The 14,845-nt window shown below is 63.9% G+C and carries 11 protein-coding genes; 1 reads left to right on the top strand and 10 read right to left on the bottom strand.

Annotated features, from left to right (window positions below; translation table 11 throughout):
* Positions 1-103: 103 nt before the first annotated feature.
* From IB265_RS11290 to IB265_RS11250, 9 genes are all read right to left on the bottom strand, one after another.
* The gene (locus IB265_RS11290; protein WP_057253301.1) at positions 104-1,735 is read right to left on the bottom strand and encodes an ABC transporter ATP-binding protein; all 1,632 of its coding nucleotides are present in this window, start codon (positions 1,733-1,735) and stop codon (positions 104-106) included.
* Positions 1,728-2,555 (bottom strand): ABC transporter permease, encoded by an 828-nt coding sequence (locus tag IB265_RS11285; RefSeq protein WP_057253303.1) that lies wholly within the window; start codon positions 2,553-2,555, stop codon positions 1,728-1,730. Before IB265_RS11285 ends, IB265_RS11290 begins: the two co-directional genes overlap by 8 nt.
* Positions 2,552-3,661 carry an ABC transporter permease gene (locus tag IB265_RS11280; RefSeq protein ID WP_057254364.1) on the bottom strand — a complete coding sequence of 370 codons (1,110 nt, stop codon included), beginning with the start codon at positions 3,659-3,661 and terminating at the stop codon, positions 2,552-2,554. Before IB265_RS11280 ends, IB265_RS11285 begins: the two co-directional genes overlap by 4 nt.
* Entirely contained in the window at positions 3,661-5,250 is a 1,590-nt protein-coding gene (locus tag IB265_RS11275; protein WP_057253305.1) for an ABC transporter substrate-binding protein, read from the bottom strand. The genes IB265_RS11280 and IB265_RS11275 overlap by 1 nt, the downstream gene beginning before the upstream one ends.
* Positions 5,251-5,588: 338 nt before the next feature.
* Complete coding sequence (locus IB265_RS11270) at positions 5,589-6,371, bottom strand: carnitinyl-CoA dehydratase (protein WP_057253307.1); 783 nt, start codon at positions 6,369-6,371, stop codon at positions 5,589-5,591.
* Positions 6,372-6,376: 5 nt separating this feature from the next.
* Entirely contained in the window at positions 6,377-8,443 is a 2,067-nt protein-coding gene (locus tag IB265_RS11265; RefSeq protein WP_057253309.1) for an acetate--CoA ligase family protein, read from the bottom strand.
* Between the two features lie 195 nt (positions 8,444-8,638).
* Complete coding sequence (locus IB265_RS11260; RefSeq protein ID WP_057253313.1) at positions 8,639-9,799, bottom strand: acyl-CoA dehydrogenase family protein; 1,161 nt, start codon at positions 9,797-9,799, stop codon at positions 8,639-8,641.
* 136 nt (positions 9,800-9,935) lie between these two features.
* Complete coding sequence (locus tag IB265_RS11255; RefSeq protein WP_057253315.1) at positions 9,936-11,429, bottom strand: carnitine 3-dehydrogenase; 1,494 nt, start codon at positions 11,427-11,429, stop codon at positions 9,936-9,938.
* A gap of 16 nt (positions 11,430-11,445) precedes the next feature.
* Positions 11,446-12,348: a 3-keto-5-aminohexanoate cleavage protein gene (locus IB265_RS11250; RefSeq protein WP_058321823.1), complete on the bottom strand. Its 903-nt coding sequence runs from the start codon at positions 12,346-12,348 to the stop codon at positions 11,446-11,448.
* A 108-nt stretch (positions 12,349-12,456) separates the two neighbouring features.
* Here IB265_RS11250 and IB265_RS11245 point away from each other — a divergent pair, with 108 nt between their 5' ends.
* Entirely contained in the window at positions 12,457-13,428 is a 972-nt protein-coding gene (locus IB265_RS11245) for a GlxA family transcriptional regulator (protein WP_057253319.1), read from the top strand.
* A 102-nt stretch (positions 13,429-13,530) separates the two neighbouring features.
* On the opposite strand, the gene IB265_RS11240 is transcribed toward IB265_RS11245, so the two are convergent.
* Complete coding sequence (locus IB265_RS11240) at positions 13,531-14,709, bottom strand: LysR family transcriptional regulator (protein ID WP_162261319.1); 1,179 nt, start codon at positions 14,707-14,709, stop codon at positions 13,531-13,533.
* Positions 14,710-14,845: the final 136 nt, after the last annotated feature.

Genomic DNA, 14,845 nt, shown 5'->3' with positions numbered 1-14,845 from the left:
CCTAGAGCAATTCACTGTTTCATTGAAACAGCGAATTGCTCCAACTGTTTGAAATTGCGCAATTCCGGACGGAAAACCGTTTCACACTTTTCCTGGAATTGCCTTAGTTTCCGGCGCTTTCCATCCTTCGCGTCTTCAGCACGCGCTCCAGCCAGCCGATCTCCATTTCCGGAACCGATTTCAAAAGCAGGTCGGTATAGTCGTCGAAGGGTGGCGACAGCACCTTCGATTTCGGCCCGAAGCGCACGAGGCGGCCGCGATGCATGACCGCGACGCTGTCGGCGATCGCCCGGACGATGGCGATGTCGTGGGTGATAAAGACATAGGAAACAGCGGTTTCCTCCTGAAGCTTCAAAAGCAGATTCAGGATGCCTTCGGCCACCAGCGGGTCGAGCGCCGAGGTCGGCTCGTCGCAGAGGATCAGCTCCGGCTTGGCGGCCAAGGCGCGTGCGATCGCCACGCGCTGTTTCTGCCCGCCGGACAGCTCGGCCGGATACCGATCGAGGAAGCGGCTGCCCATCTCGATCTGGTCCAAGAGTTCCTTGACCCGCTCCGACTTCTTCTGGCCGTGCATGCCGAAATAGAAGGAGAGCGGCCGGCCGACGATGTCGCGCACCGTCTGGCGCGGGTTCATCGCCGTGTCGGCCATCTGGTAGATCATCTGGATGCGGCGAAGCTCGTCATTGCTGCGGCCCTTCAAGGCCCGCGGCAGTTCCTTGCCCTCGAAGCTGATGCGGCCCTCGGTCGGCGGCAAGAGGCCGGTGATGACCCGGGCGAGCGTCGATTTGCCCGAGCCGCTTTCGCCGACGATCGCCAGCGTCTGGCCCTTGGGCAGATGCATCGAGACGTCGTGCAGCACCTTGAAGCCGTTGGCGTAGCCGGCGCTGACATGCTCGATCTTCAACTGCGCCCCGGTCTGGTCGGCCGCCTCGTCGCGCTTGGTCTGGCGGACGCTGACGAGCGCGCGGGTATAGTCCTCCCGCGGTGCCTCGATCACCTGCTTGGTAGTGCCGTATTCCACGGTCTTGCCGTGGCGCAGCACCATGATGTCGTCGGAGATCTGGGCGACCACCGCGAGATCATGGGTGATGTAGAGCGCTGCCGTATGCGTCTCCTCGATCGCGTGTTTGATCGCGGCGAGCACGTCGATCTGGGTTGTCACGTCGAGCGCCGTCGTCGGCTCGTCGAAGACGATCAGCTCCGGATTGGGGCAAAGCGCCATGGCGGTCATTGCGCGCTGGAGCTGGCCGCCGGAGACCTGGTGCGGATAGCGGTCGCCGAAGGTTTCCGGATTGGGGAGGCCCAGCACCCGGAACAGATAGAGCGCCCTTTTCTTCGCCTCCTCACGGCTCATGATGCCGTGGCGAACCGAAGCCTCGATCACCTGGTCACCAAGCCGGTGGGCCGGGTTGAAAGCCGCCGCCGCGGATTGCGCGACGTAGCAGACGCGGGCGCCGCGGATCGAGCGGATACCGTTCTTGTCGAGCGTCAGGATGTCCTTGCCGTCGAGCAGGACCTGGCCGCCGGTGATGCGCACGCCACCGCGACCATAGGCGAGCGCCGAAAGCCCGATGGTCGACTTGCCGGCGCCGGATTCGCCGATGAGGCCGAGCACCTTGCCCTTCTCAACGTCGAAGGAGACGCCCTCGACGAGGGTCACGACCTTGGGCGGTTCGCCCGGCGGATAGCTGGTCGCTTCGATCTTGAGGTTCTTGACGGAAAGCATCTCAGGCATCGCCGCGTCCTCCCTTGAGGCTCGAGGTTCTTTTCATCAGCCAGTCGACCACGAGGTTGACGCAGATCGCCAGCGTGGCGATTGCCGCGCCCGGGATCAGGGCCGCCGAAATGCCGAAGATGATGCCATCCTTGTTGTCCTTGACCATGCCGCCCCAGTCGGCGGACGGCGGCTGGATGCCGAGGCCGAGGAAGGAGAGGGTGGAGAGGAACAGGATCGAGAAGGCGAAGCGCAGGCCGAATTCGGCGAGCAGCGGCGACAGCGTGTTCGGCAGGATCTCGCGGAAGATGATCCAGAGCGAACCTTCGCCGCGCAGCCTCGCGGCTTCGACGAATTCCATGACCGCGACGTCGAGTGCCACGGCGCGGCCGATGCGGAAGACGCGGGTGCTGTCGAGCACTGCCATGACCAGGATCAGGATCCACAGATGTTGCGGCAGCACGGCGAGAACGACGAGGGCGAAGATCAGCGTCGGGATCGCCATCATCAGGTCGTTGAAGCGGGAGAAGAACTGGTCGGTGAAGCCGCCGACAACGGCCGCCGTGAAGCTCAGGAGCATGCCCAGCGAGAAGGAGAGCACGGTCGCCGCTAGCGCCACGAAGATCGTGGTGCGGGCGCCATAGACCAGACGCGACAGCAGATCGCGGCCGAGATTGTCGGTGCCGAGCAGGAAGTCGCCGCCGGCCGGAAGCCAGATGTCGCCGACGACGTCGCGTTCGCCGAAGGGGGCGATGACGGGCGCGAAGACGGCACAGAAGATCGCAAGGGCGATGCCGGCGATGCCGACCCAGGCGCTGAAGGGAATGGATCTCAGGTTCATCGCGGATGCCTCAGTCTCGGGTTGGCGATGATCGCGAGAATGTCGGCCGCCATGTTGAGGAAGATGTAGAAGGCGGCGAAGATCAGGCCGCAGGCCTGAACGACCGGCATGTCGCGCACGGTCACCGCATCCACCATGTATTGCCCCATGCCGGGATAGACGAAGACCACCTCGACCACCACGACGCCGACGACGAGATAGGCGAGGTTGAGGGCGATGACGTTGATGACAGGCGCAACGGCATTGGGAGCAGCGTGCTTGGCGATGATGCGAAAGGCACTGAGCCCCTTCAGTTCCGCCGTCTCGACATAGGCCGACGACATGACGTTCAAGATCGCGGCTCGGGTCATGCGCATCATGTGGGCGAGCACGACGAGAACCAGGGTCGCGACCGGAAGTGCTATCGCCGAGAGACGTTCGGTGAAGCTCATGCTGTCATAGACGGTCGCGGGGAAGGTCGCGATGCCGTATTTGACGGCGAAGAACATGATCAGGAGATAGCCGACGAAGAACTCGGGCAGCGAGATGGCCGCGAGCGACACGACGTTGATGATCTTGTCCGGCAGCCTGTTGCGGAACTGGACCGCCAGCATGCCGAGGCCGACGGCGAGCGGCACGGATATGAGCGCTGCGAAGAAGGCGAGGAACAGCGAATTGCCGAGGCGCTTGCCGATCTGCTCGCCGACCGAATTCTTGCTGGCCCAGGAAGTGCCGAAATCGCCTTGAACGGCGCCGCCGAGCCAGGACAGGTAGCGCTCGGTCCAGGGCTTGTCGAGGCCGAGATCCTTGCGGATGTTCTCGACCGCCTGCGGTGTTGCGGACTGGCCGAGATAGGTGGTGGCGAAGTCGCCGGGAAGCGCCTCGATGCCGCCTGATATCATCAGCGACACGGCGAAGAGCAGGCCGACGCTCAGGCCCAGGCGCTGCAGGATCAGCGCCGCGAGCGGGCGGCGGAAGGTGAAGCGGCGCCAGAAGGTGCCGCCGATTTCACCATCCGCAGGGTTGGGTTTTGCTGGTACTCCGGAAAGTTCGGCAGGGCGCGGATGGGTTCCATCCGCGCTCCCGTCCGTCGGAACCGGACCAGTGAGCGGTCCGCTTTCCATCATCATGCGTCCAGCCACACCCGGGTTGCGACATAGCCGTTCGACATGTCGTTGCCGATATCGTGCACGTAGCCCTTCACTTGCTTGGTGGAGGCGTTCACGAAGTCGTTGAACATCGGCAGGATCAGACCGCCTTCGTCACGCACCATCATCGCCATGGTCCGGTACATCTCCTTACGCTTCGCTTCGTCCAGCTCGGAGCGGGCCTCGAGCAGGATCTTGTCGAAATCGGCGCGCTGGAAGCGGGTATCGTTCCAGTCGGCGTTCGAGAGATAGGCGGTGGAATACATCTGGTCCTGGGTCGGGCGGCCGCCCCAGTAGGACGTCGAGAAGGGCTGGACGTTCCAGACGTTTGTCCAGTAGCCGTCGCCCGGTTCGCGCTTGACCTCGATTTCGATGCCGGCCTTCTTGGCGCTTTCCTGGTAGAGCACCGCCGCGTCGACCGCGCCTGGGAAGGCGACGTCGGAGGTGCGCAGCAGCACCGAGCCGCTATGGCCGGACTTCTTGTAGTGGAAGGCCGCCTTGTCCGGGTCATAGGCGCGCTGCTCGATGCCCTCAGGGAAGAGGGCATAGGTGTCGTTGATCGGGAAGTCGTTGCCGACCTTGCCATAGCCGCCGAGGATGCGCTCGACCATGGTTTCGCGATCCATCGCGTATTTCAGCGCCAGCCGCAGGTCGTTGTTGTCGAACGGCGCCGTGTTGCAATGCATGATGAACACGTAGTGGCCGCGGCCCGACGTGTTCAGGATCTCGACAGTGGGCGCCCTCTTCAACAGGTTGACCGTCTTCGGATCGACTCGGTTGATGAAGTGCACCTGGCCGGAGGAGAGGGCGGCGATGCGGGCCGTCGCATCGTTCATGGCGATCAGTTCGACGGAATCGACATAGCCACGATCCGTGCGCCAGTCGTCGGCATTCTTTTCGAAGGTGGCGCGAACGCCGGGTTCGAAGCTCGTCACCTTGTAGGGGCCGGTGCCGATCATCGCGTCGGGACTGTCGAGACCGCCGTTCGGCTGGATGATAAGGTGGTAGTCGGACAGCAGCAGCGGCAGGTCGGCATTGCCTTCCGTGAGTGTCAGCACGAGCTTGCCGCCGTCGGCCTTGATTTCCTTGATCGACTTCATCACGCCGAGTGCGCCCGATTCCGACTTGTCATCGGTGTGGCGCTGCAACGTCTTGATGACGTCGTCGAGCGTCAGCTCCTTGCCGTCGTGGAACTTCACGCCCTTGCGGATGGCGAAGGTCCAGGTCGAGGCGTCGGCCGAGGGCTCCCACGATTCGGCAAGTGCCGGCACCGGTGCGCCCGTCGTCGGATGGCTTTCGACCAGCATGTCGCCCCAGTTGCGTCCGACGACGAACATGAATTGCGAAAGCGCCTTGGCCGGGTCCTTCGAGTCGGTGGCGGCGGCACCTTCGAGGCCGAGCTTCAGATGGCCGCCGCGCTTCGGCTCCTGCGCCGCCGCGCTGGTGGCGAACAGCGTGCCTGCCGTCGAGGCGAGAATGCCGGCAGCGGCTGCGCGGCCGAGAAACTCGCGCCGGTTCATCTTGCCGAGCATGACCTGTTGTGTGAGGTAATCCTTGTAATCGCTCATTCCCCTGTTCCCTTCTTTGTCGGCATTCGCCGTTCGTTGTGGTTGTTAGAGATTGCTGCGTACAGCCATTGTATCGATGGCATTTCGGATCGGCCCGGGCGGCCGCTTCTTGTTTCGTCGGGTTTCGTTCTCCTTTCGTCGACCGGGCGCATTAGCTTCAGATCGATAAGCGTAGTCGCTGGAACCGATCTTGTAACGCCCTAAATTACAATTTATTTCCATAAGCTTGGCTTATGGACGCGTGGTTTATGGCGCGCGGCTTTGCCCGCGCGTCTCGTCACGTCTCAATGCCGGTCGCCCGGCTCGGTTCCCTGCGCCACCAAGGATGGCGGGGTCTGTCAGCGGCCCTTCCAGACGGGGTCGCGCTTCTCGGCGAAGGCGCGTGCGCCCTCCAGCTGGTCTTCGCTAGAATAGAGAATGTCGACCGTCTTGAACTGCCGTTGGGTGATCTTGTTCATGGTCGTCTGGAAGGCCTCGCCTTCGGCGGCGCGCACCACTTCCTTGATCGCGGCGTAGACCAGCGGCGGTCCGCTTTCGAGCAGGCGGGCGAGCTCCCAGGCGCGCTCCATCAGCCTGTTTGCCGGCAGGATCTCGTTGACGAAGCCCCAGCGGTGGGCTTCCGCCACGTCGAGCCAGCGACCGGTCAGGAGCATGTCCATGGCGATGTGATAGGGGATGCGCTTCGGCAGCTTGATTGAGGCGGCGTCCGCAACTGTGCCGGAGCGGATTTCAGGTAGCGCGAAGGTCGCGTGTTCGGCGGCAAGGATCAGATCGGTCGACAGCGCGATTTCGAGACCGCCACCGCAGCAGATGCCGTTGATCGCCGCAATGATCGGCTTGTTGAGGTCGCGCAGCTCCTGCATGCCGCCGAAACCGCCGACGCCATAGTCGCCGTCGACCGCGTCGCCATCGGCGGCCGCCTTCAGGTCCCATCCCGGACAGAAGAATTTTTCACCGGCGCCGGTGATGATCGCGACGCGTAAGCTGTCGTCGTCGCGGAAATCACGGAAGATCTCGCCCATCACCCGGCTGGTCTTCAGGTCGATGGCATTGGCCTTCGGCCGGTCGATCGTGACTTCGAGAATGCCGCCTTCGCGGCGCGTGAGGATCGGTCCGGTCATCAGGGTCAGTTCCTTCGGCGGATGAGGGCGTCGGCGGCAACGGCACCCTGGCCGTTCGGCAACACCATCAAAGGATTGATATCGAGTTCTTCGAGCTTCGAGGCGTTTGAAACGACATAGGATGCCGCTGCGGCGACAGCCTCGACCAATGCCGCGAAATCGCCTGCCGGGCCGCCGCGATAGCCATCGATGAGCTTACGGATCTTCAGGCCGGCGATTGCCTCGTTTATCGCTTCCGGTGTCGTCGGCAGCGTCAGGATGGCGGAATCGTCGAGCAGTTCCACCAGGATGCCGCCGGCGCCGATCGTCAGTACCGGACCTGCCACGGGGTCGCGCATGGCGCCGATGATCAGTTCGGCGACGGGTTTTGCCACCATCTTCTCGACCAGGTAACCCGAGGCGACGGCGGCCATTGCCTTTGCTGCCGCATAAACGTCATCGCGGTTTGCAAGGTTGAGCTTCACGGCGCCCGCTTCGGTCTTGTGGGCGACGCCCAGACCCTTGAGCACGACGGGGAAACCGAGGGCCTCGGCAGCGTTTGCGGCCTCTTCGGCGGTCGCCGCCGTTCTGCCTTCAGGCACCTTGAGGCCCGAAGCGGCAAGCTCCACCTTCGCCTCATGTTCGCTGAGCGTGATCGCCTCGCCAGCGGCGCTGCCGCTGCCGTCGAGCAGGCGGGGCGGGACCGGTTTCATCCAGGCGGCGCCGATGTCGGCGGCCGTCTCGATCGCGGCCAGCGCCTCCTCGATGCCGAAGAAGGGGACGACACCCGCCTTCATCAGGAAGAGCGCCGTCGCCTCCGGCATGTTCTCGCCAAGGCTCGCGACGATGCCGGCGCGGGCGCCGGTCGCCCGTGCCGCGTCGATCACCGCGTGGCAGGTCGTCTCCCAGTCGGTCGCGTCGCAGCGGTCAAGCCGCGGGAAATCGAGCACGAGGAGATTGATCGCATAGCCGCCCTTCATCATGGCGGTAAACGCGGTGGTCTGCTTCTCGCGGTTGCCCCAGACGAAGGTGTGGTAGTCGAGCGGGTTGGCGATCGTCACCATCTCGCCGAGCGCATCCTTGAGCGGCTTCTTCTGCTCTTCACGCAGTGCCCGGTAGTTCACCCGGTAGCGCTCGCCGGCGTCCGCCATCAGCGAGGCCTCGCCGCCGGAACAGCTCATCGAGGAGATGTCGTTGCTGTCGAGCGGGCCGGCCACATGCAGGAGCTTCAGCGTTTCGAGAAGCGCTGGCAGCGTATCGACGCGGCCGATGCCGAGGCGGGCAAGCAGAGCCGAGGAGACGCGGTCGTTGCCGGCAAGTGAAGCGGTGTGTGAGACGGTCGCAAGCTGCGCCGCCTCCGATTTGCCGACCTTCAGCGTCACGACCGGCTTGCCGAGTTCGCGCGCCCGCGTCGCCAGCCGTTCGAGGGCTGCCACGCTGTCGAAGCCTTCGATATGCAGGCCGACGGCGGTGACGCGCGGGTCTTCGAGCACGGCGCAGGCGATGTCGGACAAGCCCGTCTGCGCCTGGTTACCGGCGGTCATGACATAGGCGAGCGGCAGGCCGCGCGTCTGCATCGAGATGTTGCAGGTGATGTTGGAGGATTGCGTCAGGATGGCGACGCCCTTTTCGACGCGCTGCATTCCATGCTGGTCCGGCCAGAGCAGGGCGCCGTCGAGCATGTTGATGAAGCCGTAGCAATTCGGCCCGACGATCGGCATGTCGCCGGCAGCCGCCACCAGCGCCTCCTGCATGTCGTTGCCGTCGTCAAGCTCGCTTGCCGCCTCGCGAAAGCCCGAGGCGTAGCAGACGGCACCACCGGCGCCGCGGCGCGCGAGATCGCGGATGATATCGATCGTCAGCTGCCGGTTGACGCCGACGAAGGAGGCATCCGGTGCGCCTGGCAGTTCCGCCACCGAGCGGTAGCACTTGCGGCCGAGGATCTGGTCCTCGCGCGGATGCACCGGCCAGATCTCGCCGGAAAACCCCATCTTGTCGCATTGTTCGATGACACGCCGGGCTTCCTTGCCGCCGAAGACGGCGATGGTGCGCGGACGGATCAGGCGGTCGAGGGAGCGGGGGGCGTCGGTCATGCCGTCTTGCTCTCCCTCATTCCTGTGCTTATCACAGGAATCCAGCCGGCTTGCGTCGGCAAGCCGATAGGAACTCTTTCCATCTCGAAGCGCATGCGCTTGTTGCTTTGGTCATGGGCGGCACGGACGTGCCGCTGCTGGATTCCTGTGACAAGCACAGGGATGAGGGAGGGAGAGAGGGTGGCCGTCATCCCGTCACGCTCCCAGCGGCCGGAGCAGGTCGCGGCTGATGATGTGGCGCTGGATTTCGGACGTGCCGTCCCAGATGCGCTCGACGCGGGCGTCGCGCCAGAAGCGGGCGAGCGGCAGATCGTCCATCAGGCCCATGCCGCCGAAGATCTGGATCGCCTCATCGGTGACGCGGGCGAGCATCTCGGTGGCGAACACCTTGGCCGACGCGATCTCGCGGTTCGACGGCAGGCCATTATCGAGCCGCCAGGCGGCAGACAGCGTCAGGAGGTCGGCGGCGTCGATCTCGGTGATCATGTCGGCGAGCTTGAAGGAGACGCCCTGGTTGGCGCCGATCGGCTTGCCGAACTGCTTGCGTTCGGCGGCGTAATTCAGCGCATAGTCGAAGGCGCGGCGCGCTCGGCCGACCGAGGTCGCAGCCACCGTCAGCCGGGTGGCAAACAGCCAGTCGTTGGCGACGTCGAAGCCCTTGTGCACTTCGCCGAGGATCTGGGCGGAGGGCAGGCGGCAATCGTCGAAGGTCAGGATGCAGTTGTTGTAGCCGCGATGCGACACGGAATTGTAGCCCTTGCGGATCTCGAAGCCGGGCGTGCCGCGGTCGACGAGGAAACAGGTGATCTTCTTCTTCGGGCCGCGCGGCGTGTCCTCTTCGCCGGTGGCGATGAAGACGATGACGAAATCGGCGATGTCGGCATGGCTGATGAAGTGCTTGGTGCCATTGACGATCCAGTCGTCGCCATCCTTGCGGGCAAAACACTTCATGCCGCGCACGTCGGAGCCGGCGTCCGGCTCGGTCATGGCAAGCGCGTCGAACTTGTCGCCCTTGACCGCCGGCAGCAGGTATTTTTCGCGCTGCTCGGCATTGCAGGCCATCAAGATACCCGAGGGGCGGCCGAAGAAGACGGTGAGGCCCATGGAGCCGCGGCCAAGCTCGCGCTCGACCAGCGTGAAGGAGGTGTGGTCGAGGCCGGCGCCGCCGACTTCTTCAGGGAAATTGCAGCCGAAGAAACCGATTTCCTTGCACTTGCGGGCGATCTCCTGGCCAAGCTCGCGCGGCACCACGCCGGTGCGCTCGACCTCGTCCTCATGCGGATAGATTTCCGTTTCGACGAAGCTCCTGACCGTATCGACGATCATCTGCTGTTCTTCGGTCAGTGCGAAATTCATTGTGTTGTTCCCCTCGTTTTCGCGCCGCTGACGTCCGTCCCGGAGCCTCGGCCCACCTCCTCAAGCGAGCCTTGGCTGCGGTTTGCGGCTCCGCCTGAGGGCGAAGTCGCCTGTTGATGTCCTGCCGCTGTTGCGGTCAGGCGCGCTTCTGGCCGACGAAGCGGCCCACACCTTCCGGTGCCGGCAGCTGCGCATGTGCTTCGGAAATGGCGGCAAGCTTGCTCAATACGTGTTCCGGTGCCGGCACGGACTTACCGGCCTTGCTGTCGACATGGAGCGCCATCTGCTCGGCGGTCGCCACTGCTTCATTGGTCTCGGCGTTGTAGATCGTCGAGAAGATGTGCAGGCGCTTCTCGTCGGAGGACAGCACCTGGCAGGTCGAATAGAGCGCGTCGCCGAGCTTGGCCTCGCCGAGGTTCCGGATGTGGGTCTCGACCGTGTAGTAGCTGTGGCCGTCGCGCACATAGTCGAGATCGACGCCGATCAGGCGCAGCAGGCCGTCGGTGGTGTCGCCGAAGACCTGGAGATAGCGGTGCTCGGTCATGTGGCCGTTGTAGTCGACCCAGGCGGCGCTCACCTTGGTGTCGACGATGCGCAGCGGCTTGACGTCGCCGAGGTCGGCTTCCGGCTTCTTGGCATTGGCCCAGAGCTTGGCCTCGAAATCGGCAAGCAGCTTGCCCGCACCCCAGCCTTCGCCGCCGTTGCCGGATTTCAGCGCGTGCATGATGCCGACGAGGTTTTCGTCGCGGATGCGCTCCAGCTCGCGGATCGAGCGGCCGGCGGCCTGCGCGTCCGACTGGGCGCCGATCTTTTCGACGAGCGCATCGTCGAGATCGACGACGTCGGTGAACTTCGTCCAGGGCCATTTCAGGCAGGGACCGAACTGGGCGAGGAAGTGGCGCATGCCGGCTTCGCCGCCGGCGATGCGATAGGTCTCGAACAGGCCCATCTGCGCCCAGCGCATGCCGAAGGAATAGCGCATGACGTTGTCGAGCGTTTCGGTATCGCAGATGTCATCCTGGATCAGCCAGAGCGCCTCGCGCCAGAGCGCCTCGAGCAGGCGGTCGCCGACGAAAGCCTCGATCTCCTTGGCGATGACGACGCCCTTCATGCCGATCTGCTCGACGCCCAACATGGCGCGCTCGATCGTCGCCTTCGACGTCTTCTTGCCGCCGACCAGTTCGACGAGCGGCAGCAGGTAGACCGGGTTATAGGGGTGCGCCACGAACATGCGCTCGGGATGGTGCATCTCGGCTTGTAGATCGGAGGGCAAAAGACCCGAGGTGGACGAGCCGATCAGCGCATCGGCCTTTGCGGCCGCATCGATCTTGGTGATAACGCCGCGCTTCAGTTCCAGCCGTTCCGGCACGCTTTCCTGAATCCAGTCAGCGCCTTCGACTGCTTCCTCGATGCTCTTGCAGAAGGTGAGTTTTCCCTTCGGCGGAAGCGGCGCCATGGTCAGCATGGCGTAGGCGCGCTCGGCATTAGCCATGACTTCGCCGATGATGCGCTCGGCTTCCGGATGCGGGTCGAAAATCTTCACGTCGATGCCGGCGAGCGCGAAGCGCGCCACCCAGGCGCCGCCGATGACGCCGCCGCCGACACAGGCTGCTTTGGTGATAAAGCTCATGGTGTTCTGCCCTTGCTCAGCGCTTCGTCAGCTTCAGTTTCTCGCGGACTTCCTTCGGCCCGATGATCTTGGCGCCCATGCCTTCGATGACGCCGACCGCCTTTTCGACGAGCTGGCCGTTGGTGGCGAGCTGGCCCTTGCCGATATAAAGGTTGTCTTCGAGGCCGACGCGGACGTTGCCGCCGGCAAGGACCGCCGCTGCCGGGTAGGCAAGCGCGTTGCGGCCGATGGAGAAAGCCGAGAAGGTCCAGTTATCAGGCACGTTGTTGACCATCGCCATGAAGGTGTTGAGGTCGTCAGGCGCACCCCACGGAATGCCCATGCAGAGCTGGATCAGCACCGGATCCTCGATCAGACCTTCCTCGGCGAGTTGCTTGGCGAACCAGAGATGGCCGGTGTCGAAGGCCTCGATCTCGGGGCGGACGCCAAGTGCCGTCATCTGCCGCGCCATTTCGCGCAGCATCGACGGCGTGTTGGTCATGACGTAGTCGCCGAGCGAGAAGTTCATGGTGCCACAGTCGAGCGTGCAGATTTCCGGCAGACATTCGGCCACGTGGGCGACGCGCTCGGTGGCGCCGGCCATGTCGGTGCCCTTCTCATTGACGGGCAAGGGGCTCTCGACATTGCCGAATACCAGGTCGCCGCCCATGCCGGCCGTCAGGTTCAACACGATATCGATATCGGCGGAGCGGATGCGGTCGGTCACTTCCCGGTAGAGATCGAGCCTGCGGGAGGGCGCGCCGGTTTCCGGATCGCGAACATGGCAGTGGATCACGGCGGCCCCGGCCTTTGCCGCCTCGACCGCCGCTTCGGCGATCTGTTTCGGCGTGATCGGAACATGGCTGGACTTCGAAACGGTGTCTCCCGAGCCGGTGACGGCACAGGTGATGAATACCTCGCGGTTCATGCTGAGCGGCATTGCTGTCTCCCTTTTATTGACCCCATTACGAGCCAAGAAAGGGCGCGCTGCTTTTCATAATCGGCTTCATCCTATACATTATCGGCGATGGCGCGGAGAAGTTTAGATATGGATCAGAACGTTTCGCAGGTGCAGCACGTCGATATCCTGGTGCTGCCGGAGACCAATCTGATCCTCGTTGCCTCGGTGATCGAGCCGATGCGTGCGGCCAACCGCATCGCCGGGCGGCCGCTCTACGACTGGACGATCTACAGCCCGGATGGAGAACCGATCGAGACGAAGAGCGGCATACCCATCCCCGTCTCGGGCATCTTCCGGCCGCAGCGTGAAACGTCGCCGCTCTTCATCCTGTCGAGCTACAACTGGCAGCGTAGCGCCACCTCGCAACTGAAGATGCTGCTTTCGCAGACCGCACGGCACCGCGAGATGATGGCGGGCATCGAATCCGGCTCATGGCTGCTTGCCGAAACCAGCCTGCTCGACAATTTCAAGGCGACCACCCACTGGGAGGATTTCGAGGATTTCACCACCACCTATCCGCAGGTGATCATGGTTCGCGAGCGCTTCGTCATCGACGGCAAGCGCATCACGACCGGCGGCTCGCTACCGACGCTCGATCTGATGCTGGAACTGATCCGCCGTGCGCACGGCTACTCGCTGGCGCTCGAAGTGTCGCGCCTCTTCATCTACGAGCAGGAGCGCACCCGCGGCGACCTCCTGCAGATGCCGGCGATCGGCAACATGCGCATCCTCGATCCGCGCGTCGGCGCCGCCGTCAAGCTGATGGAGGAAACCGTGGAAGCGCCGTTGACGCTGGCGCGGCTTGCCCGCCGCATCGGTGTCAGCACGCGCCACCTGCAGGATCTCTTTCGCGACACGATGGGCGTCGCGCCGCACGAGCATTACCTTGCGCTTCGCCTCAATGCGGCGCGGCGCAAGGTGATCGAGACACGTCTGGAATTTGCCGACATCGCGGCGATCTCCGGCTTCAACTCGTCGTCGTCCTTCTCGCGAAGCTACCGGGCGCATTATCGCGAGAGCCCGAGCGAGACCCGGCGACGACTGAAGCTCAAGACTTGAACACCCACTTCATGTGTTGATTCAGAAGGAAGTTTTCCGAGTCGTTTCAGGCGGTTGGCCGCAGGGGATCAAAGTTTGATTCCGCCGGCGGCACCGTTGCCATCAGGCCCGTGGGCTCGCCTTCATCATCGAAATCATCAGTTCGCCGATCTCGCCGGCGAAAGCGCCGCGCGGCCAGACAAGCGTTAGGGATTGCCGGTAAGCAGGGCCAAGCCGGATCATCGCCGGAGGCCGGTGCATCCTTGCGAGCGAGGATTCCGGCAGCACCGAGAGGTAGCCGTGCTGAGCGACGAGGTTGATGATAACAGGAATGGAATCGACTTCGACGAGGGCGATGCGGCGACGCTCGGTCTCATCAAGCGTGTCGTCGAGGAAGCGGGCGGTCTCGCGGCGCAATCCGCTCCTGACGCTTGGCACTGCGATCGGGCAGGCGGCGAGCAGCCTTGGCAGGTCGCCTGCGAACGCGGAAAGGACGGAGGCGGGGCCTGCCAGCGCCAGTGGCATCTGCGACACCAGCCTGCCGTCGCAATCCAAGGGGATCTCGGCGACATCGAGAAGGGCGGCGTCGAACCGCCTGCTTCTAAGGCCAGCCAAAAGTTCATCCGCCGTGGTGCTGGATATGTATAGCGGCTGGCGCGGGCGGGTACGTTGCCAGTTCGCCGTCAGCGCTGCCAGCATGCGGGCGATCTCGCTTTCAGGACCGAGTGGCATGACGGCGCCCAGGCGCCAGGTGGCGGCGTCGCGGCGGAAGCGATCGGCGGATGCGTGTGTCAGCCGCGCCCAGATGTCGAGCAGGGCGTCGACAAATGGAATGATCCGCTCTGCGGTTGCCGTGCCGAGGACACCGCCATGAGAGCGCTCGAACAGGCGGCTGCCGAGATGGCGTTCAAGGTCGGCCATCTGCCGTGTCAGCTGCGGCTGGCCGAGGCCGAGCGCCTTGGCGGTGGCGCGGATGCTGCCGGAGCGGGCGATCCGGACGAAGCGGTCGAGCGCGACGAGGCCGATCGGCGGCGTGGGATCGATCGCCTCCTTGCCTGCCGCCTCCATGATGGCAGCAATCTTGGTCGTTGCCTCCCTGATTTCAGTTGTGCGGGCGCGCGCTTCGAGCGTCAGGACGAGTGCGGTTTCTTCTCGCCGGAACAGCGACATGGAGATCGCCTGTTCAAAGCGCTTGATGGCGGCGCTGACACTTGAGGGGGCGCGTCCGCTGAGCGTGGCGGCGCGGCGGATGCCGCCTTCGCGGAGCACCGTATCGACGATCACGATCGTTGCTAAGTCCATTCGGCGATCCTTCTGCCAGACGAGCGGTACCATGCGCCGATGGCATGTCCATGATTACGCATTGCCCGTTCCAGATTTGGGATATAGCACGAGCGGGCGATAAGCGCATAGCATGCACAAAGCAACCAAGGCCTTG

Origin of the sequence: Ensifer sp. ENS10, assembly GCF_014852025.1 — a bacterium.
Taxonomy (GTDB): domain Bacteria; phylum Pseudomonadota; class Alphaproteobacteria; order Rhizobiales; family Rhizobiaceae; genus Ensifer.
The sequence above is the reverse complement of the archived record's forward strand: the minus strand, read 5'-3'. Positions and strand labels throughout refer to the sequence as shown.